This is a genomic window from Maritimibacter dapengensis, assembly GCF_019218265.1.
GTDB lineage: Bacteria > Pseudomonadota > Alphaproteobacteria > Rhodobacterales > Rhodobacteraceae > Maritimibacter > Maritimibacter dapengensis.
The window spans coordinates 953,697-972,623 of sequence record NZ_JAHUZE010000002.1 but is presented as its reverse complement, the minus strand read 5'-3'; the positions used below and the strand labels follow the sequence as shown (position 1 = coordinate 972,623).

19 protein-coding genes are annotated in these 18,927 nt (G+C 62.7%); 11 read left to right on the top strand and 8 right to left on the bottom strand.

What is annotated here, in order from left to right; all coding sequences use genetic code 11:
* Positions 1 to 8: 8 nt before the first annotated feature.
* The 5 genes from gluQRS to gyrA all read right to left on the bottom strand — a co-directional run bounded on the left by gluQRS (position 9) and on the right by gyrA (position 5,900).
* Positions 9 to 833: a tRNA glutamyl-Q(34) synthetase GluQRS gene (gene gluQRS, locus KJP28_RS11145; protein WP_218392609.1), complete on the bottom strand. Its 825-nt coding sequence runs from the start codon at positions 831 to 833 to the stop codon at positions 9 to 11.
* Position 834: 1 nt separating this feature from the next.
* On the bottom strand, positions 835 to 1,443 hold the full coding sequence (locus KJP28_RS11140) for a class I SAM-dependent DNA methyltransferase (protein ID WP_218392608.1): 609 nt from the start codon (positions 1,441 to 1,443) through the stop codon (positions 835 to 837).
* 40 nt (positions 1,444 to 1,483) lie between these two features.
* Entirely contained in the window at positions 1,484 to 1,699 is a 216-nt protein-coding gene (locus KJP28_RS11135; RefSeq protein WP_218392607.1) for a hypothetical protein, read from the bottom strand.
* Positions 1,696 to 3,051, bottom strand: a complete 1,356-nt coding sequence (trmFO, locus tag KJP28_RS11130) for a methylenetetrahydrofolate--tRNA-(uracil(54)-C(5))-methyltransferase (FADH(2)-oxidizing) TrmFO (RefSeq protein ID WP_218392606.1) — start codon at positions 3,049 to 3,051, stop codon at positions 1,696 to 1,698. The genes KJP28_RS11135 and trmFO overlap by 4 nt, the downstream gene beginning before the upstream one ends.
* A gap of 89 nt (positions 3,052 to 3,140) precedes the next feature.
* The gene (gyrA, locus tag KJP28_RS11125; protein ID WP_218392605.1) at positions 3,141 to 5,900 is read right to left on the bottom strand and encodes a DNA gyrase subunit A; all 2,760 of its coding nucleotides are present in this window, start codon (positions 5,898 to 5,900) and stop codon (positions 3,141 to 3,143) included.
* Positions 5,901 to 6,094: 194 nt separating this feature from the next.
* Between gyrA and ctaA the strand changes: the two genes are divergently transcribed.
* On the top strand, positions 6,095 to 7,237 hold the full coding sequence (gene ctaA / locus KJP28_RS11120; RefSeq protein WP_218392604.1) for a heme A synthase: 1,143 nt from the start codon (positions 6,095 to 6,097) through the stop codon (positions 7,235 to 7,237).
* Between the two features lies 1 nt (position 7,238).
* Positions 7,239 to 8,720, top strand: coding sequence for a carboxypeptidase M32 (locus KJP28_RS11115; protein ID WP_218392603.1), 1,482 nt, complete (start codon positions 7,239 to 7,241; stop codon positions 8,718 to 8,720).
* 11 nt (positions 8,721 to 8,731) lie between these two features.
* Here the strand turns inward: KJP28_RS11115 and KJP28_RS11110 are convergent, their stop codons facing one another.
* Genes KJP28_RS11110 through KJP28_RS11100 form a run of 3 tightly spaced genes read right to left on the bottom strand, consistent with a single transcriptional unit; the run spans position 8,732 to position 10,312 of the window.
* On the bottom strand, positions 8,732 to 9,427 hold the full coding sequence (locus KJP28_RS11110) for a VIT1/CCC1 transporter family protein (protein ID WP_218392602.1): 696 nt from the start codon (positions 9,425 to 9,427) through the stop codon (positions 8,732 to 8,734).
* A gap of 5 nt (positions 9,428 to 9,432) precedes the next feature.
* Entirely contained in the window at positions 9,433 to 9,648 is a 216-nt protein-coding gene (locus KJP28_RS11105; RefSeq protein ID WP_218392601.1) for a hypothetical protein, read from the bottom strand.
* Between the two features lie 10 nt (positions 9,649 to 9,658).
* Complete coding sequence (locus KJP28_RS11100) at positions 9,659 to 10,312, bottom strand: alpha/beta hydrolase (RefSeq protein WP_218392600.1); 654 nt, start codon at positions 10,310 to 10,312, stop codon at positions 9,659 to 9,661.
* Between the two features lie 147 nt (positions 10,313 to 10,459).
* Between KJP28_RS11100 and iscR the strand changes: the two genes are divergently transcribed.
* Genes iscR through KJP28_RS11055 form a run of 9 tightly spaced genes read left to right on the top strand, consistent with a single transcriptional unit; the run spans position 10,460 to position 18,785 of the window.
* Positions 10,460 to 10,921 carry a Fe-S cluster assembly transcriptional regulator IscR gene (gene iscR, locus KJP28_RS11095; RefSeq protein WP_218392599.1) on the top strand — a complete coding sequence of 154 codons (462 nt, stop codon included), beginning with the start codon at positions 10,460 to 10,462 and terminating at the stop codon, positions 10,919 to 10,921.
* A gap of 35 nt (positions 10,922 to 10,956) precedes the next feature.
* Entirely contained in the window at positions 10,957 to 12,000 is a 1,044-nt protein-coding gene (locus KJP28_RS11090; protein WP_218392598.1) for a cysteine desulfurase family protein, read from the top strand.
* Positions 12,001 to 12,022: 22 nt separating this feature from the next.
* Complete coding sequence (gene sufB / locus KJP28_RS11085) at positions 12,023 to 13,558, top strand: Fe-S cluster assembly protein SufB (protein ID WP_218392597.1); 1,536 nt, start codon at positions 12,023 to 12,025, stop codon at positions 13,556 to 13,558.
* Between the two features lie 4 nt (positions 13,559 to 13,562).
* Entirely contained in the window at positions 13,563 to 14,375 is an 813-nt protein-coding gene (locus KJP28_RS11080; RefSeq protein WP_218392596.1) for a polysaccharide pyruvyl transferase family protein, read from the top strand.
* A 59-nt stretch (positions 14,376 to 14,434) separates the two neighbouring features.
* Entirely contained in the window at positions 14,435 to 15,190 is a 756-nt protein-coding gene (sufC, locus tag KJP28_RS11075; protein ID WP_218392595.1) for a Fe-S cluster assembly ATPase SufC, read from the top strand.
* Positions 15,190 to 16,485 carry a Fe-S cluster assembly protein SufD gene (gene sufD, locus KJP28_RS11070; protein WP_218392594.1) on the top strand — a complete coding sequence of 432 codons (1,296 nt, stop codon included), beginning with the start codon at positions 15,190 to 15,192 and terminating at the stop codon, positions 16,483 to 16,485. Before sufC ends, sufD begins: the two co-directional genes overlap by 1 nt.
* Positions 16,486 to 16,487: 2 nt before the next feature.
* Complete coding sequence (locus KJP28_RS11065) at positions 16,488 to 16,976, top strand: YIP1 family protein (RefSeq protein ID WP_218392593.1); 489 nt, start codon at positions 16,488 to 16,490, stop codon at positions 16,974 to 16,976.
* Entirely contained in the window at positions 16,973 to 17,578 is a 606-nt protein-coding gene (locus KJP28_RS11060) for a Yip1 family protein (RefSeq protein ID WP_218392592.1), read from the top strand. The genes KJP28_RS11065 and KJP28_RS11060 overlap by 4 nt, the downstream gene beginning before the upstream one ends.
* On the top strand, positions 17,571 to 18,785 hold the full coding sequence (locus KJP28_RS11055; protein ID WP_218392591.1) for a cysteine desulfurase: 1,215 nt from the start codon (positions 17,571 to 17,573) through the stop codon (positions 18,783 to 18,785). The genes KJP28_RS11060 and KJP28_RS11055 overlap by 8 nt, the downstream gene beginning before the upstream one ends.
* Positions 18,786 to 18,927: the final 142 nt, after the last annotated feature.

Genomic DNA, 18,927 nt, shown 5'->3' with positions numbered 1-18,927 from the left:
GAGACCGTTTACAGACCGATGATCCGACGCAGGTCCGCGGGCGTGGCGCCTTCGTCACGGAATGCACGGATTGCCTTCGAGTGAGAGATTTTCGCAAGCCGCTCGCCCGCCTCGTCGCGGATCAGGTCGTGGTGGTGATAGGTCGGGACCGGCCAATCCATCAGGCTCTGGATCACGACGTGGAGCGAGATCGCGTGCCATAGGTCAGCGCCGCGCACGACATGGGTCATCTCCTGCACGGCGTCGTCATGCGTGACGACGAGGTGATAGGCCGGATCGCCCGTTTCACGCCGCTTGAGCACCGGGTCTCCGATCTGCGTTAGGGTTTCCTGCGGGTCGATGGTGTGCGTCCCAGCTTGAAGCGGTCCGGTTTCATGGATCGCGGGCAGGGGGCCGGCGGCTTCGATGGCTGCGGCGAGGTTGAGGCGAAGCGCGTCGCCGGGGCGCACGTCGGACATGCTGCGGGCGCGACAGGTGCCGGGGTAGACGATACCGTCCCAGCCTGCTGTGCCGCCCGCGTGTTTTATATCGCTCCGGCTGCAGGAACAGGGGTAGAGCAGGCCGCGTTCAGCGAGGTCAGCCAACACCGCGTCATAATCCGCGACGTGATCGGAGGCGCGGCGCACGGGGGTGGGCCAATCGAGGCCGAGCCACGCGAGGTCGTCGTAAATCGCCTGTTCGTAGACCGGTTTGCAGCGCTGGCTGTCGAAATCTTCGATGCGGAGGAATGCGGTCCCGCCCGTCGCAGCGGCCACGTTCCAGACCGTCAGCGCCGAATAGGCGTGGCCGAGATGGAGGTAGCCCGTGGGGGACGGGGCGAAGCGGGTGCGCACGTCAATCAATCTCCACCACGTAGACGCGGGATTGCGAGCCGAGGCCGGGGATATGGTCGCCCGTGTTTTCGGTCACGATATGAGCGCGGTCCTCGGTCACGGCGGCGAGCGCGTCCATGTATTCCGGGTCTTCCAGCGTGTGATCGTTGAAGGAGAAAGCAAAGAGCGTGCCCGGAGCCATCTGGTCCACCAATTGCCCCAGCACCTGCGGCGGTGCTGCCCCGGTCGAGATCACGCCGACGGCGGCGACGAGCGGGTAATCTGAGAGCGCGAATGGTAGCGCGCCATTCTCGGACGTGTGCCAAAGGCGGCGGTAGATGCCCTTGTCCTGCGCTTCTTGAAGCATGCCGTCCGATACGTCGCACCCGTCCAGCGTGGTAAATCCGACCGCCGATAGGGCGGCACCGCCAAGCCCGGTGCCACAGCCGAAATCCATGAGGGGCAGGGACTGGTCGGGCGCAACGGAGGCGAGCGTTCGGGCGAGGCGTCCTGGGGTCGCATAGCCGTGGCCTGTCAGCTCGCCGTCGTAGCCTTCGGCCCAATCGTCATAGAGGCCGGTGAGGTTTTCGGGCCTGGTTCCGTAGACCTTGTCGAGAAACTTGTCTGCCATAGGTGCAGCGTAGAACGCAGCACGGGTCGCGTCCACCGCGTCAGTCGCGGTTGGCGCGCTCCATGCGCCGCAGGCGACGGTCCTCGCCGGATTGATAGATCAGGATCCAGGCGAGGATGATGAACATCGGATGGGTCAAGCCGCCGGTAAAAATGATCGCCGGAACCCAGACGAGGAAAATGATGATCGCGACGATGGGTCGACCTGTGAGCAGGATCGACAGCGGCGGGAGCAGAAGGGCAAGCACGTAATTCATGCGACCTCAACGCTCTGCGCTGCGAGCCAGTTCCCCCAAGCTTCCTTTGCACGATCGGTATAGGCCTTGTACCGCGCGGGCCGGTTCTTGCGCCCGCCCTTGAGGTCGACGGGCGGGAACAGCCCGAAATTGACGTTCATGGGCTGGAAGGTCTTGGCCTCGGCCCCGCCGGAGATATGGGTGACGAGTGCACCCATCGCGGTGGTTTCGGGGACCGGGGGCAGAGTTTCTCCGGCAAGTTCGGCAATGGCGAAGCGCGCGGCGAGCAGACCCATGGCCGCGCTTTCCACGTAGCCTTCGACGCCGGTGACCTGACCGGCGAAACGGATGTTGGGCCGGGCGCGAAGGCGCATTTCGCCGTCGAGCAACGTCGGCGAGTTCATGAAGGTGTTGCGGTGGATGCCGCCGAGGCGCGCGAAACTTGCGTTCTCCAACCCCGGGATCATCGCGAACACTTCTTTCTGTGCGCCGTATTTCATCTTCGTCTGGAAACCGACGATGTTGTAGAGCGTACCCAAAGCGTTGTCGCGGCGAAGTTGGACAACGGCATAGGCCTTTTCCTCGGGCTTGTGCGCATTGGTGAGACCGATGGGTTTCATCGGGCCGTGGCGCAGGGTTTCGCGGCCGCGTTCGGCCATGACCTCGATGGGGAGGCAGCCGTCGAAATAGCCTGCGGTTTCGCCTTCGTGGAATTCGGTCTTGTCGGCAGCGAGCAGCGCGTCGATGAACGCTTCGTACTGGTCCTTGTTCATCGGGCAGTTGAGATAAGCTTTGCGCTCATCCTCGGTCTCGCCTTTGTCATAGCGGGACTGCGCCCAGACGACGTCCATGTCGATGCTTTCGGCATAGACGATGGGGGCGATGGCATCGAAGAAGGCGAGCCGGTCCGCGCCCGAGATGTCCTGAATGGCCTGCCCCAGAGCGGGCGAAGTCAGGGGGCCGGTGGTGAAGAGCCAGTGGCCGTCGGTGGGAAGCGCGGTGATCTCTTCATCGACCACAGTGACATTCGGCAGGGCGCGCAACGTGTCGGTGACATATTGCGAAAACGGTTCGCGGTCGACGGCGAGCGCACCGCCAGCGGGGAGACGGTGCTTGTCGGCCGACGCCATGATGAGCGACCCGGCCTCACGCATTTCCCAATGCAGAAGCCCGACTGCGTTCTGTTCGCTGTCATCCGAGCGGAAGGAATTGGAGCACACCATTTCGGCCAGCTTGCCGGTTTGATGCGCGAAGGTTTCGACCTTGGGGCGCATTTCGTGGATCACCACGTCCAGCCCGGCCTGTGCCGCCTGCCATGCCGCTTCGGACCCGGCCATGCCGCCGCCCACGATGTGTAATGTCTTGTCGCTCATGAGCGGGAGATAGGCGAGCGGGACGCAAAAGAAAAGGCCCGCTGCGGGGGCGGGCCTTGGTATCGTGTCGATGGCGATGACGGGGCCGGTCAGCTCTCGGCGGGCGTTTCGGCCTCGGTTTCCTCGTCATCGGCTTCGGCGATCCAGGCGACAGAGACGACGCTTTCGCCCTTGCCGGTGTTGAAGACCTTGACGCCGCCGGCGCTGCGCGAGCGGAAGGAGATGCCGCTCACCGGGCAACGGATCGACTGGCCTTTGGAGGTCGCAAGCATCACCTGATCGTCCATCCCGACGGGGAAACAGGCCACGAGATCGCCGCCCGGCATCGCCTTGGTGAAGGCCGTCACGCCCTGACCGCCGCGCCCGCGCACGGGGTAGTCATGGGACGAAGAGAGCTTGCCAAGCCCGCGTTTGGTGATCGTCAGGATCAGTTCCTCGGCGGCCTGCATTTCCTCGAACCGTTCGGGCGTGATCGCACCTTCAACCTGAGGCTCATCCTCGTCATCGCCGTTCTCGGTGTCGTCCGCTCCGGCCATCTGGCGCCGCATCTTGAGATAGGCTGTGCGCTCTTCAGAGGTGGCGTCGAAATGGCGGATGACCGACATCGACACGACCTCGGCATCGTCCGAGAGGAGCTTGATCCCGCGCACACCAGTCGAGGAGCGCGAGTTGAACACGCGCACGTCGGGCACGGGGAAGCGGATCGCGCGGCCCTTGTTCGTGACCAGCATCACGTCGTCGTTTTCGTCGCAGATACGCGCGTTGATGAGCCGCGTGTTCTCATCCTCGCCTTCGAATTTCATCGCGATCTTGCCGTTGCGCATGACGTTGGTGAAATCCGACAGGCGGTTACGGCGGACCGACCCCTTGGAGGTGGCGAAGACGATCTGAAGGTCGTCCCACTCTTCCTCGTCCCGATCGACGGGCATGATCGCGGCAATACCGACCCCGGTGGGGATCGGCAGGATGTTCACGATCGCCTTGCCGCGCGACGTGCGACCGCCCAGCGGCAATTGCCATGTCTTGAGCTTGTAGGCCATGCCATCGGTGGTGAAGACCAGAAGCTGCGTGTGGGTATTGGCGACGAAAAGCGTGGTGATCACGTCTTCGTCCTTGGTCGCCATGCCAGACAGCCCTTTGCCGCCGCGTTTCTGTTCGCGGTAGTCTGCAAGCGGGGTGCGCTTGGCCCAGCCGGACTGAGTGATCGTGACCACCATGTCCTCACGCTCGATCAGGTCTTCGTCGTCCATGTCGCCGGACCAATCGACGATCTCGGTGCGACGTGGCACGGCGAATTCCTCTTTCACCTCTCGCAACTCGTCGGAGATGATGCCCATGATCCGTTCGCGCGAGCGCAGGATGGCGAGGTATTCCTTGATCTTACCGGCCAGCTCGGCGAGTTCGTCCGTGACTTCCTTCACGCCGATCTGGGTGAGGCGCTGGAGCCTGAGTTCGAGGATCGCGCGGGCCTGGGTTTCCGACAGGTTGTAAGTGCCGTCATCGTTCATCGTGTGGCTCGGGTCGTCCACCAGACGAATGTAATCCGCGATGTCTTCGGCAGGCCAGCGGCGTGTCATCAGTTTCGATCGGGCCTCGGCGGCGTCGGCGGATTGCCGGATCGTCGCGACGACTTCATCCACGTTCGATACGGCCACGGCCAGACCGCAGAGCACGTGGCTTCTGTCGCGGGCCTTGCGCAGTTCGAACGCCGTGCGCCGGGCCACCACTTCCTCACGGAAGCTGATGAAATGACGCAGGAAATCGCGCAGAGTGAGCTGTTCGGGTTTGCCGCCGTTGAGCGCGAGCATGTTGCAGCCAAACGACGTCTGAAGCTGGGTGAAGCGGAACAGTTGGTTCAGCACCACATCCGGGGTCGCATCGCGTTTGAGTTCGATCACGACACGGACGCCGACGCGGTCGCTTTCGTCCTGGATGCTGGTGATGCCCTCGATCTTCTTGTCGCGCACGAGGTCCGCGATCTTTTCGATCATCAGGGCCTTGTTCACCTGATAGGGGATTTCGTCCACGACGATGGCGTAGCGGTCCTTGCGGATTTCCTCGACGCGGGTCTTGGAGCGGATGATGACGCTGCCGCGGCCTTCGAGATAAGCCTTGCGGGCACCGGAGCGGCCCAGAAGCACACCGCCGGTCGGGAAGTCGGGGCCGGGGACCAGCTCCATGAGCCGTTCATCCGAAACGTCCGGGTTCTCGATCATCTCGAGCGTCGCATCGACGACTTCGCCAAGGTTGTGCGGCGGGATGTTCGTCGCCATGCCGACCGCGATCCCGCCCGCGCCGTTGACGAGCATGTTGGGGAACCGGGCCGGCAGGACGACCGGCTCGCGGTCCTTGCCGTCGTAGTTGTCCTGAAAGTCGACCGTGTCCTTGTCGATGTCCTGAAGCAGCGATTGCGCCGCCTTGGCCATGCGGACCTCGGTGTAGCGGAAGGCCGCAGCCTTGTCGCCGTCCATCGAGCCGAAGTTGCCCTGACCGTCGAGCAGCGGCAGGGACATGGAAAAGTCCTGCGCCATCCGCACGAGCGCATCGTAGATCGCGCTGTCGCCATGCGGGTGGTATTTGCCCATCGCGTCGGCCACGGGGCGCGACGATTTCCTATAGGGTTTGTCGTGCGTATTGCCGACCTCGTGCATGGCGTAAAGGATGCGCCGGTGCACCGGTTTCAGCCCGTCGCGAAGGTCCGGAATCGCGCGGCTGACGATCACGCTCATCGCGTAGTCGAGATAGGAGGCGCGCATTTCCTCTTCGATGGTGATCGAAGGGCCGCCGTATACGGGGCGCTCAGGCGGCATTCCGCCTTCTTCTTCAGGGGTTTCGGGGGTATCGTTCAAGTGATCTGCCGTTCTCGTTTCGGACGCTTGCGCGCCCCTGTTCCGCCTGCGATGCGTTCACCACATCTTGTTCGATCCTCTATACCAATATCTAGCTATTGGGTGCAATCAGAACCCTCGGATTTCGGGGGAAACCGCTTGGCATTCCCATGGCCATCCCCGATAGTCCGGCGAAACGAAGAATGGGGGAGCCAATGGCCGAGCCACGCAGCATTTTCGAAGAGGTGAGCGACGGGGAGGAAACGCGCCCCCAACGCCAGACAGGAATGATCGACCGGGGCGGGAACACCGGCGCGCGCAGGTTGGTGCGGGCCTGGTTGATCGCGCTCTTTTCGCTGATCGTGGTGATGATCGTTGTCGGAGGATTGACGCGGCTGACGGACAGCGGGCTGTCGATCACCGAGTGGAACCTCGTCTCCGGTACGCTGCCCCCGATGAACGAGGCGGATTGGGCCTCCGAGTTCGAGAAATACCAGCAAAGTCCCGAATACCGTTTGCAAAACGAGGGCATGTCGCTCGCCGCGTTCAAGTCGATCTACTGGTGGGAATGGGGACATCGTCAGTTGGGGCGGTTCATCGGCCTCGTCTGGATCATCGGTTTTCTGGGCTTTCTCGCGGCGCGCAAGATCCCGAACGGGTGGACGGGGCGGCTTCTGACCGTTGGCGTTCTGATCGGCGTGCAGGGCGCGATTGGCTGGTGGATGGTGCATTCCGGACTACAGGGCGACCGGGTGGATGTCGCCTCTTACCGGTTGGCAACACATCTCGGGCTTGCCTTCGCGATACTGGGGCTCATCCTGTGGTTCATCCTGCTGCTCGGTCGATCCGAGGCGGACAACATGCAGGCGCGGCGGCTGCGTGACCGGGGGCTTTGGGGCATGGGCACGGGCCTGATGCATCTCGCGATGCTGCAGATCCTGCTGGGCGCATTGGTGGCGGGCATCGACGCGGGGCGGAGTTTCGTGGATTGGCCGCTGATGGGCGGGCAGGTGTTTCCACCCGATGCGTTCTCGATCGAACCGGTCTGGCGCAATTTCTTCGAAAACCCCGGCCTCGTGCAGTTCTTCCACCGTATTGTCGGGTATGTTCTGGCGCTTTTCGCGATCGGTGCGTTGTTCCGCGGTCGCAAGGGGGCCACCAAGGGCGTGCGCACCGCGTTCATGCTGGCTAGCGGTATGATCCTCGTCCAGATGGTGCTCGGTATCGTTACGGTCGTGAACGCGGCGATGCTGCATATCGCGATCACGCATCAGGCGGGCGCGATCCTGACATGGTCGCTCATCATCCTCGCGCGTTTCCGCGCGGGCTATCCCACGGCACAATCGGTAAGGGGCTGAAATGGACGCCTACGACGCATTGATGAATTACGAGCGCCAGACGCAGGCGCTCGCGCAGGTCGCCGGGCGACTGGGCTGGGACCAGGAAACGGTCATGCCGCGCGAGGCGGGGCCGCAACGGGCCGAGGAAAGCGAGGCGATGGAGCAGGTGCTTCATGCCCGCCGGACCGACCCGCAGGTGGGCGATTGGCTCGCCGCGATTGACGAGAACACGTTGGACGCCACCGGGAAGGCCAACCTGCGCCATATCCGGCGCGGGTTCGAGCGCACCAACCGGGTGCCTGCGAAACTGGCGGGCGAGCTGGCGCGTGTGACGTCGAGCGCACAGCGCAAGTGGGCGGATGCCCGTGCTGAAGACGACGTGGCGGCATTTGTTCCGGTTCTGGAACAGGTCGTTGCGCTCAAGCGCGAGGAAGCGGCGGCGCTGGCCGATGGCGGCGATCTTTATGATGCGCTTCTGGACGATTACGAGCCGGGCGCGACGCAGGCAGAGCTTCAGGCGATGTTCGATGCGCTGAGGCCACGGTTGGTCGATCTGCGAGACCGGATCATGGGATCGGAGCATCATCCTTCCGCGCTGACCGGGGCGTTCGACGAGCAGCGGCAGATGAAACTTACCCGCGAGATCGCCAAGGCGTTCGGCTACGACATGGCGCGCGGCCGGATCGACAAGGCGGTGCATCCGTTCTCGTCCGGCTCCGGGCTCGACGTGCGGATCACCACGCGCACAAGCCCGACTGACCCGTTTGGGTCGATCTATTCGACGATCCACGAGGTCGGCCATGCCTGTTACGAGCAGAACATCGACGACGACTACCTGCTGACGCCTTTGGGCGCGGGCGTGTCGATGGGCGTGCACGAAAGCCAGAGCCGTATCTACGAGAACCAGTTGGGCCGTTCGCAGGCATTCACCGGCTGGTTGTTCGGAAAGATGTCCGATGCGTTCGGGGGCCTGTCGGTGCCCGATGCGGAGGCGTTCTACGGGGCCGTGAACCGGGTGACGCCCGGTTTCATCCGGACGGAATCCGACGAGGTGCAATATAACCTCCATGTGCTTCTACGCTTCGATCTCGAGCGGAAGATGATCGACGGGTCGCTGGCCGTCGCGGACCTGGAAGAGGCGTGGAACACGCGGTTCGAAAAGGATTTCGGCGTCAGGGTCGCGAGCCCGTCGGAGGGGTGTTTGCAGGACGTGCACTGGTCTGTCGGGTTGTTCGGGTATTTCCCGACCTACAGCCTTGGCAACGTCTATGCCGGATGCCTGATGAAAGCGCTTCGCGCGCAGATGCCGGAGGTGGACACCCACCTCGCGCAAGGCGAGCCGGAGAAGGCGACGAAGTGGCTGACAGACAACCTTCAACGCCACGGGGGTCTGTTCGAGCCGAAAGAGGTCGTCACCCGCGCCTGCGGCGGCGAGGCTCCGACCGAGGAACCGCTGCTCGATTATCTGGAAGAGAAATTCTCGGGGATTTACCGGCTCTAGGCGGCTGCGGGCTACCCGAGCCCCGCCACGATGTTTCCGGCCGCGAATGCCAGCGCGGCGCAGAGCGTGCCGAGGATTAGTGTCTCGCCAATCGCACGGATCGCGGTTTCGGACGTCGCACGCCAGCGGAGGGTTCCGAGCAGTGCGAGTGCCACCAGCGTCATGGCGACCGACACAGCGAATGTGCGCGGCGCGTCAGGGGCGAAGAAGTAGGGCAGGATCGGGATCAGCCCGAAAACGATGAAGGCGGCGAACGTCACGCCGCCACGCAGGACCGGGGCGGCGCCTTCGGGCGCTTCGGTCGCGTAGCGGTGGCGCAGCACGATATCGGTGGCGACCTGCGGTGTATCGGCGAGAGCGTCGGCGGCACGGTGGGCGGCCTCCGGCGCAACGCCCTCGACGATGAAGGTTTCGGCAAGGTCTGCCGTGAGCGCTTCGCGGTCCCGGGTTCGAGCAGCGCGTGAGCGCGCGCGGTAAAGCGCTGCGGTCGAGCGGCTGGACAAGTATTCGCCGAGACCCATCGACACGCCATCCGCCACGAGGTTCGCCATGCCGAAGACGAGCACGGCCACGGTGCCGATGCCGGCCACGCCCTGCGCATCCGCGCCCGCGAAGCCCGCGACGATCGCGAATGTCGTGACGATACCGTCATTTCCGCCGTAGGTGATCTGTCGCAGGAAGGTGCGGATCGCGCCCTGGACCTGCACGCGCGTCAGCCCTGCTGGTCGCGCAGTTGCCCGATGAGTTCCAGCGCCCGTTTCTCGGCCCGACGCACCCGGATCGCCGTCATGTAGGCCTCTTCCAGCGTCTGAGACGAGGTGCCGATCACCTTCTTGATGTCTTCCACGATGTCGGCGTTCCCGGTTTCCTCGACCAGTTTGAGAACTTCGATTGCGACACGGTCGGCAACATCGTCGATGAGCTGCATGGGGCTCTCCTCAGCGGGTGGTCTCGGTCAGGCGACGGCGCACGTAATCGTCCACCGAAGCGAGCATGGTTTCCATGTGATCGCCTTCGTAGAAGTGGCCCGCGCCTTCGATTTCAGTATGAGTGATGGTGATGCCCTTCTGCTCATGCAGCTTGTCGACCAACACGTGCGTGTCGGCCGGCGGGGCGACCCGGTCACCGGTGCCGTTGATGATAAGGCCCGAAGACGGGCAGGGGGCGAGGAACGAAAAGTCATACATGTTCGCCGGGGGTGACACGCTGACGAACCCGGTGATTTCGGGGCGGCGCATCAGAAGCTGCATCCCGATCCAGGCGCCGAAGCTGAAACCCGCGACCCAGCAATGCTTGGCGTTCTGGTTCATCGACTGGAGATAATCCAGCGCCGAGGCGGCATCGGACAATTCGCCCACGCCCTGATCGTATTCGCCCTGCGACCGGCCCACGCCCCGGAAATTGAAGCGCAGGACGTTGAAGCCCATCTTGTGGAACGCGTAATGCAGGTTGTAGACGACCTTGTTGTTCATCGTTCCGCCGAATTGAGGATGCGGGTGCAGCACGATGGCGATCGGTGCGTCCTTGTCTTTCTGCGGGTGGTAACGGCCTTCCAGACGCCCCTCGGGGCCGGGGAAAATCACCTCAGGCATGTGGTCTCGATCTCTCCTCAAGCCCCCCATTTCTTGACGGAAATGAGTGGGCACCATAAAAAGCGGGGCGGCCCGTCCAATGTCGGGCCGCGCGTCCCTGATCACCTAATCGTGTGGGGCCAGTTCGTCAATGTTTCGGGGGGACGCATGAAGCTGTCGACCAAAGGACGTTACGCGATGGTTGCACTGGCGGAACTCGCCATGCAGCCCGAAGGCACGCGAATGTCTTTGACCGAGCTGTCGGAGAAGCAGAAAATCTCGCTGCCCTATCTCGAACAGCTCTTCGTGAAGCTGCGGCGGGCCGAACTCGTCAAATCGGTGCGCGGCCCCGGGGGCGGCTACATGCTGGCACGTCCGGCAAGCGAAATCCGGGTGTCCGAGGTGCTGGCGGCGGTGGATGAGACCGTGAGCGCCATGCACACCGGGGCGGGGGCCTCGGGCGGGACCAGCGGCACGAAAGCACAGAGCATGACCAACCGGCTATGGGAAAGTCTATCAGCCAATGTCTATGTGTTCCTTCACCAGACGCGGCTTTCCGATGTCGTGAAAAACGATCTGGCGCCTTGCCCTGCGGTGCCGAACCTGTTTCACGTCGTCGACGAGGATTGATCCTCCCATTCTTGACCGGATGAAAGGCGGACCCTTTGGCCCGGACCTATCTCGATTACAATGCGACAACGCCTTTGCGTGAGGAAGCGCGTGCCGCGATGATCGCGGCGATGGACGTGGTCGGGAATCCGTCTTCGGTTCACAGTGAGGGGCGCAAGGCCAAGGGCATTATCGAGACGGCGCGACGACAAGTCGCGGCCGCCGTGGGCGCGGAAGGCGCGGATGTGGTTTTCGTCTCGTCCGCGACCGAGGCCGCTGCGCTCGCTCTGGCGGCAGGTGGCATCCATTGCGCCGACGTCGAGCATGAAGCCGTGAGCGCATGGTGTGACACGGACCAAGGGGTCTCGCGAGATGGCGTCGTCACGATCACCGACCCCGGGGTCAGCGCGTTGCAGGTCGCCAATTCCGAGACCGGGATCATTCAAACGCTTCCGCAAGGCCTGCGCATGACCGACGCGACACAGGCGCTTGGCAAGCTTCCGTTCGCCTTTAACTGGTCCGGGGCGGACATGGCCATCGTATCTGCTCACAAGATTGGCGGGCCGAAAGGCGTCGGTGCGCTGATCCTGAAGCGAGGCATCGACATCGAAGCGCGGATCAAAGGAGGTGGGCAGGAGATGGGACGCCGGTCCGGCACCGAAAACGTGATCGGCATCGCCGGTTTCGGGGCCGCCGCAACGGCCGCCTCGCGCGATCTTGAGGCCGGTATCTGGGACGAGATCGCCGAATTTAGAAATATTCTAGAAAAAACCCTTTCAGAATCCGCGCAAGAGACTATTTTTGTCGGGAAAGACGCGAACAGGCTCCCCAACACAAGCTGCTTCATCACGCCGCGTTGGAAAGGGGAGACACAGGTGATGGTCATGGACCTGGCTGGTTTTGCCGTTTCGGCAGGATCGGCCTGTTCATCGGGCAAGGTGAAATCCAGCCGAGTCCTGCGCGCGATGGGATATGACGAGACAGAAGCGGCGAGTGCGCTGCGGGTCTCGCTCGGTCCCACCACAACGAAAGACGAGGTCATGGCCTTTTGCGAGGCGTGGCTACGTGAACATGACAAATTCCGCGCCAGAGGGCGCTGAACCCGCGAGAAGGATGGCTCTTATGGCCGAGGACGGAAAGACAATCGTCAAGGAAGGCGTCGAGCAGCAGACCGTGGATGCGGTCAAGAGTCTTGGCGACAAGTACAAATACGGTTGGGAAACCGATATCGAGATGGAATACGCTCCCAAGGGGCTGACCGAAGATATCGTGCGCCTCATCAGCCAGAAGAACGACGAGCCAGAGTGGATGACGGAGTGGCGTCTGGCGGCCTATCGGCGTTGGCTTCAGATGGAAGAGCCCGATTGGGCGATGGTCGAATACCCCGAGATCAACTTCCAGGACCAGTATTACTACGCGCGCCCGAAGAGCATGGAGAAAAAGCCCAAGTCGCTGGACGAGGTCGACCCCAAGCTTCTGGCGACCTATGAAAAGCTCGGTATTCCCCTCAAGGAACAGATGATCCTCGCCGGCGTCGAGGGCGCCGACGAAGTGCCTGCGGACGGCGCGAATTCGGATCGGAAAGTCGCGGTGGACGCGGTGTTCGATTCCGTATCTGTCGGCACGACCTTCAAAAAAGAACTCGAAGCGGCCGGCGTCATTTTCTGCTCGATTTCCGAGGCGATCCGGGAGCATCCCGAGCTCGTGAAGAAATATCTCGGCAGCGTCGTGCCGCCGACCGACAATTTCTATGCCACGTTGAACAGCGCGGTCTTTTCGGACGGGTCCTTCGTCTATATCCCGCCGGGCGTTCGCTGTCCGATGGAGCTGTCCACCTATTTCCGCATCAACGCCGAGAACACCGGCCAGTTCGAGCGCACGCTCATCATCGCGGACAAGGAGAGTTACGTCTCTTATCTCGAAGGGTGCACCGCGCCCCAGCGCGACACCGCGCAGCTTCATGCTGCCGTCGTGGAGATCGTCATTCTGGACGACGCCGAAGTGAAGTATTCGACGGTTCAGAACTGGTTCCCCGGCGACGAGGAAGGCAAAGGCGGTATCTACAACTTCGTGACCAAGCGCGCCGATTGTCGGGGCGACCGGTCCAAGGTGATGTGGACGCAGGTCGAAACCGGTTCGGCGGTGACATGGAAATATCCGTCCTGCGTTCTGCGCGGTGACGACAGCCAGGGCGAGTTCTATTCCATCGCCATTACGAACAATATGCAGCAGGCCGACACCGGCACGAAGATGACGCACCTTGGCAAGAACACAAAGTCGCGCATCGTGTCCAAGGGGATCAGCGCGGGACGGTCGAACAACACCTACCGCGGCCTCGTCTCGATGCACCCGAAGGCCAAGAACAGCCGCAACTACACCCAGTGCGACAGTTTGCTGATCGGCGATCAATGCGGGGCACATACCGTGCCCTATATCGAGGTGAAGAACCAATCCTCGCGGGTCGAGCATGAGGCGACGACGTCCAAGGTGGACGACGACCAGATGTTCTATTGCCGCCAGCGCGGGATGGACGAGGAAGAGGCCGTGGCGCTTATCGTCAACGGTTTCGCCAAGGAGGTGCTTCAGGCCCTTCCGATGGAATTCGCGATGGAAGCGCAGCAGCTTGTCGCGATCTCGCTCGAAGGCTCCGTGGGGTAGCGCCATGACCGCGCCGCTTTCGCTTTACTGGTGGAATGACGCGATGAACTTCGGGGACGATCTGTCCCGCGAAATCGTTGCGCATGTCTCCGGGCGGACGGTGGACTGGGCGCAGAAACCGCGTGCCGACATGGTGGCGATCGGGTCAGTGCTGCAAGGCGTGCGGCGGCAGTTCAAGGACGGGCCGCCTAAAGGCAAGAAAATCCGCGTCTGGGGCACCGGGCTGATGCACCCGGTCCCGACGGATTTCTTGCCGCATGTGCGGATGCATCTGGTGCGCGGACCGATCACTGCAACGCTTCTGGGGCTGGATCATGACCGGTTCGGCGACCCTGGTCTGCTGGCCTCGGACACGTTCGGGGATCAGGGGACGAGACGCGACCGCATCGGCTTCATCCCGCATATAAACCATGTGGACGACCCGATGGTGGCCGAAGTGCTTGCGGCCGAACCGAGATTGTTCCTCATCGACCCGCGTCGTCCGGCGCGCGCGGTGGTGGCGGAGATCGCGACCTGCGCTCACGTGGTGTCCTCCAGCCTGCACGGGTTGGTGGTGGCCGACAGCTACGGCGTGCCGAACACCTGGCTCGACCCGACCGGTATCCACACCAACGCGGCGCTCAAGTTCTACGACTACGCTGCCGGGATCGAGCGGCCCTTGGCTCCGCCACTAAAGCTGGGCGACTTGCCAGGGATTTTGGGCAGATTGAAAGACAGGCCGTTGGCCTATCTCGACGGAATCGAGAAAGCGCGGGATGCCCTGCGCATGAGTTTTCCCGCCGCGTTGCGCGCCGATGCGCCGGCGATGGCCGGATAGAGAGACACACGGATTGACCGGGCGGGCGCGTGGCGCTGGCCCAATGGAAAGGACGAAAGATGCTGGAAATCAACAACCTGCACGTCAAGCTTGAAGAAGAAGACAAACAGATCCTCAAGGGCGTGACCCTGACAGTACCCGCCGGCGAGGTCCACGCGATTATGGGCCCCAACGGTTCTGGCAAATCGACTTTGTCCTACGTTCTGTCTGGCCGTGACGGATATGAGGTGACCGAAGGGTCAGCGACGCTGGAAGGCGAAGACCTTCTGGACCTCGAGACCGAGGAACGTGCAGCCGCTGGCCTGTTCCTTGCGTTCCAATATCCGGTGGAAATCCCGGGGGTTGGGAACATGACCTTCATGCGCACGGCTGTGAACGCACAGCGCAAGGCGCGGGGGCAAGAAGAATTGTCGGCGACCGATTTCCTCAAGGAAATCCGCGCAAAGGCCAAGGATCTCAAGATCGACGCGGAGATGTTGAAGCGCCCGGTTAATGTGGGCTTTTCCGGTGGTGAGAAGAAGCGGAACGAAATCCTGCAAATGGCGATGCTCGAGCCGAAAATGTGCATCCTCGACGAGACCGATTCCGGGCTTGACGTCGATGCGATGAAGCTGGTGTCGGATGGCGTGAACGCGCTGCGTGACGACAATCGCGCATTCCTCGTCATCACGCATTACCAGCGGCTGCTCGACCATATCGTGCCCGATGTCGTGCACATCATGGCCAATGGGCGTATCATCAAGTCCGGCGGCCCTGAACTCGCGCTCGAAGTCGAGAAGAACGGCTATGCGGACCTGAAGCAGGAGACCGCCTGATGTCGGCTCTGAAACAACGCAAGATGGATGCGCTCGACGCGCGGCTCGCGGGACTGACCGCGCCTGAGGGCGGCGTCTGGATCACCGAAGCTCGCGCTGCGGCCCGCAAGCGGCTCGAGGCGATGGGGCTGCCGGGCCCGCGTGACGAATACTGGCGCTTCACCCGCCCCGACACGCTCAACGCGGTGGAGGCGCCGGTCGCAGCCGTGCTGGACCACGGCGACGAAACTCCGGTCTTCGGCGAGGTCGATCGTCTGAAGATCGTCTTCGTCGATGGTGTCTTTGTCGCGGAGGAGTCAGACGACCTGACGCTCGAGGGTGTCGAGGTCGAACGGCTGGCCGTCGCGGCATCTGCCGACATACATTGGGCCAAGGACATCTACGGCGAGATCGAAGCCCTCGGGCAGACCCCCGTGGACCGCCCCCATGCGGCGCTCAATACCGCCTTCGCGACCGACGGCGTGCTCATCCGTGTGAACGGGAAGCCGTCGAAGCCGATTTCCATAATCTACCGGCACGAAAGCGAAACTTCGGATGCCTATCTGCATCACGTGGTGAAGCTCGAAGAGGGTGCCGAACTCACACTATTGGAGAACGGTCCGGCGGCAGCACGGTTTAACAAGGTCGTGGAAGTCGACATCGCTGATCGTGCCCGGTTCCACCACGTCCGTGCGCAGGGACGCGACCACGAACGTCGTGCCGTGACCGGCCTGTTCGTGCGTCAGGGGGCGGAAAGCCTGTTCAAGTCATTCACGCTCACGGCCAACGGGCGGCTCACCCGCAACGAAGCCTATATCGAGATGCAGGGCGACAATGCGTCGGCCCATATCGCGGGTGCGGCTTTGGGTCATGGTGACTTCCACCACGACGATACGGTTTTCATCAAGCATGACGCCGAGAATTGCGAAAGCCGACAGGTCTTCAAGAAAGTGCTCCAGAAGGGCGCGACCGGCGCGTTTCAGGGCAAGATCCTTGTGGAACGCGGCGCGCAGAAGACCGACGGGTACCAGAAATCCCAGTCGCTGCTTCTGGACGATGACGCCGTGTTCCTCGCCAAGCCTGAACTCGAGATCTACGCCGACGATGTGGCCTGTTCGCATGGGTCGACGTCGGGCGCGATCGACGAGGACATGATGTTCTATCTTCGCGCCCGGGGCATAGACAAGGAGACCGCGATGGATCTTCTGGTACTGGCCTTTGTCGCGGAAGCGATGCTGGAAATCGAGGACGAAGGCTATGCCGAAGAAATCACAGGTCGTCTGGAGGCGTGGCTTCATCGCCGCCGGCAGGGTTAACCATGTCGGTCGTGCGTGACATCGGGCGCGCCTATTTGCAGCCGCGTGCCGTGTTCAGAGAAAGGGTGGTGGGTGCCGACCGCGAAGGGCAGGCGCTCGCGATCCTGTTCGCGGCCTGCGTTCTGATATTCGCGAGCCAGGCGCCTGTGAAACAGCGTCTCGCTCTCGAAACCGGCGCTGATTTCCAGCAGGAAATGGGGGGCGTGTTGTTCGCCTGGCTCTTCATCGTGCCCCTGGCGGCGTATCTGATCGCCTGGGCGAGCCATGGCATTGCACGGCTGATCGGCGGCAAGGGAACCTCGTTCTCGGCCCGTATAGCGCTTTTCTGGGCGCTTCTGGTCGCGAGCCCGCTTTGGCTGCTGAACGGCCTTGTCGCGGGTTTCATCGGTCCGGGTCCTCAGGCCGAAATTGTCGGCGCAGTGGCGCTACTGGCGTTTCTCGCACATTGGGTGGTCAACCTCAGCGTTGCCGAACGGGAGGAGATCGCGTGAGGTTCGAGCCGGGATATCTGTTCGGCATGGCGTTGCAGTCGATCCCCGAACCGCGCAAGGTCGCCCGCGACCTGTTCGCGCTCGGCATTCCGCGCGACACGCTTTGGCAGATGCTCGCACTGCTATTGGTGATTGGCGCTGCCATCGGGGTCGGCTCCTCGATGCTGTTTCCGGTCGCACCGGAACTTGAAGGGTCGATTCTGGGTCGTCCCATGCTGGTCGCCGGTCTCGAGGCGGGTGTCGCCGTGATGACCGTTTTCCTGATCTATCACATCGGACGCGGGGCAGGTGGGACCGGGACGTTCGATCAATCGCTGGTCACGGTGATCTGGCTCAACTTCGTGCTCCTGATCGTCCAGTTCGGCGTGTTCATCCTGAGCCTGTTCGCCGCGCCGATCGCCGCGCTTCTGTGGATGGCCGGCGGCGTCGCCGGTTTCTACATCCTCAGCCATTTCATAGCCGAGATGCATGGATTCACGTCGGCCGGCAAAGTTTTTGCGGCGATCCTGTTGATCTCGTTCGTCGCGGTCGCCGTGCTGTCCGTGATCCTGGCCCTGATCGGTTTCGGGACCGGCACCGTCGAGGAGTTGGGCAATGTATGACGTCGAAAAAATCCGCGCCGATTTCCCGATCCTGGGCCGGGAGGTGAACGGCCAGCCTCTTACCTATCTCGACAATGGTGCGAGCGCGCAGAAGCCGCAGGTCGTGATCGACGCGGTGACGCGGGGGTATGCCCAGGAATATTCCAACGTACACCGGGGTCTGCATTACCTGTCGAACCTGTCGACCGAACGATACGAGGCCGTACGCGGCACCATCGCGCGGTTCCTGAACGCGCCGTCCGAAGATCACATCGTGATGAATTCCGGCACCACGGAAGGTATCAACATGATCTCCTATGCCTGGGCCGCGCCACGGATGGGCGAGGGCGACGAGATCGTATTGTCGGTGGCGGAGCACCACGCCAACATCGTGCCGTGGCATTTCCTGCGCGAGCGGCAGGGCGTGAAACTCGTCTGGGTCGAACCGAGGGATGACGGGTCGATTACCGCCGAGGACGTGCTGGAGGCCGTGACCGAGCGCACCAAGCTCATCGCGATCACGCAATGCTCGAACGTGTTGGGCAGCGTCGTGGACGTGAAGGCGATCAAGGCGGGTGCAGGCGACGTGCCGGTGCTGGTCGACGGAAGCCAGGGCGCGGTGCATATGCCGGTGGATGTGCAGGATCTGGGCTGTGACTTCTACGCGATCACCGGCCATAAGCTCTACGGGCCTTCGGCGTCCGGCGCGATTTATGTCCGTCCCGAGCGGATGGACGAGATGCGTCCTTTCATGGGCGGCGGTGACATGATCCATGAGGTGACGCGCGATGCGGTCAGCTACAATACGCCGCCGATGAAATTCGAGGCCGGCACACCGGGGATCGTGCAGATGATCGGGCTTGGCGCAGCCTTGGAATACCTCATGGAGATCGGGATGGAGAATATCGCGGCGCATGAGGCCAGACTCGCCGCCTATGCGGCCGAGCGGTTCGAAGGGCTGAACTGGCTCAACGTGCAGGGCAAAGCGCCGGGCAAGGCCGCGATCTTTTCGCTGACCGTCGAAGGTGGCGCACATGCGCATGACCTGTCGACGATCCTCGACAAGAAGGGCATCGCGATCCGAGCCGGTCACCATTGTGCCCAGCCGCTCATGGAGCATCTCGGTGTGCCCGCAACCGCGCGCGCGTCGTTCGGCATGTACAACACGACCGACGAGGTCGACCGGCTGATCGACGGGCTTGAGCTTTGTCACAGGCTGTTCGGCTGATTGGCTGATTGGCTGAGCAGTTTCGGATCACGCTGGCGCGCGATCCGACCGACCGGGGGGCCAGCCCCCCGGGCCCCCCGAAGTATTTAGGGAACAATGAAGAAGTTCACGTCGTGCAGTGGCGAGGTTGGGCGAGCCGGTC

Excerpts from the sequence above, each read along its gene's own strand:
- KJP28_RS11140 (WP_218392608.1), bottom strand. The coding sequence starts at position 1,443 with ATGGCAGACAAGTTTCTCGACAAGGTCTACGGAACCAGGCCCGAAAAC.
- KJP28_RS11135 (WP_218392607.1), bottom strand. The coding sequence starts at position 1,699 with ATGAATTACGTGCTTGCCCTTCTGCTCCCGCCGCTGTCGATCCTGCTC.
- trmFO (WP_218392606.1), bottom strand. The coding sequence starts at position 3,051 with ATGAGCGACAAGACATTACACATCGTGGGCGGCGGCATGGCCGGGTCC.
- ctaA (WP_218392604.1), top strand. The coding sequence starts at position 6,095 with ATGGCCGAGCCACGCAGCATTTTCGAAGAGGTGAGCGACGGGGAGGAA.
- KJP28_RS11115 (WP_218392603.1), top strand. The coding sequence starts at position 7,239 with ATGGACGCCTACGACGCATTGATGAATTACGAGCGCCAGACGCAGGCG.
- KJP28_RS11105 (WP_218392601.1), bottom strand. The coding sequence starts at position 9,648 with ATGCAGCTCATCGACGATGTTGCCGACCGTGTCGCAATCGAAGTTCTC.
- KJP28_RS11100 (WP_218392600.1), bottom strand. The coding sequence starts at position 10,312 with ATGCCTGAGGTGATTTTCCCCGGCCCCGAGGGGCGTCTGGAAGGCCGT.
- iscR (WP_218392599.1), top strand. The coding sequence starts at position 10,460 with ATGAAGCTGTCGACCAAAGGACGTTACGCGATGGTTGCACTGGCGGAA.
- sufB (WP_218392597.1), top strand. The coding sequence starts at position 12,023 with ATGGCCGAGGACGGAAAGACAATCGTCAAGGAAGGCGTCGAGCAGCAG.
- KJP28_RS11080 (WP_218392596.1), top strand. The coding sequence starts at position 13,563 with ATGACCGCGCCGCTTTCGCTTTACTGGTGGAATGACGCGATGAACTTC.
- sufC (WP_218392595.1), top strand. The coding sequence starts at position 14,435 with ATGCTGGAAATCAACAACCTGCACGTCAAGCTTGAAGAAGAAGACAAA.
- sufD (WP_218392594.1), top strand. The coding sequence starts at position 15,190 with ATGTCGGCTCTGAAACAACGCAAGATGGATGCGCTCGACGCGCGGCTC.
- KJP28_RS11065 (WP_218392593.1), top strand. The coding sequence starts at position 16,488 with ATGTCGGTCGTGCGTGACATCGGGCGCGCCTATTTGCAGCCGCGTGCC.
- KJP28_RS11055 (WP_218392591.1), top strand. The coding sequence starts at position 17,571 with ATGTATGACGTCGAAAAAATCCGCGCCGATTTCCCGATCCTGGGCCGG.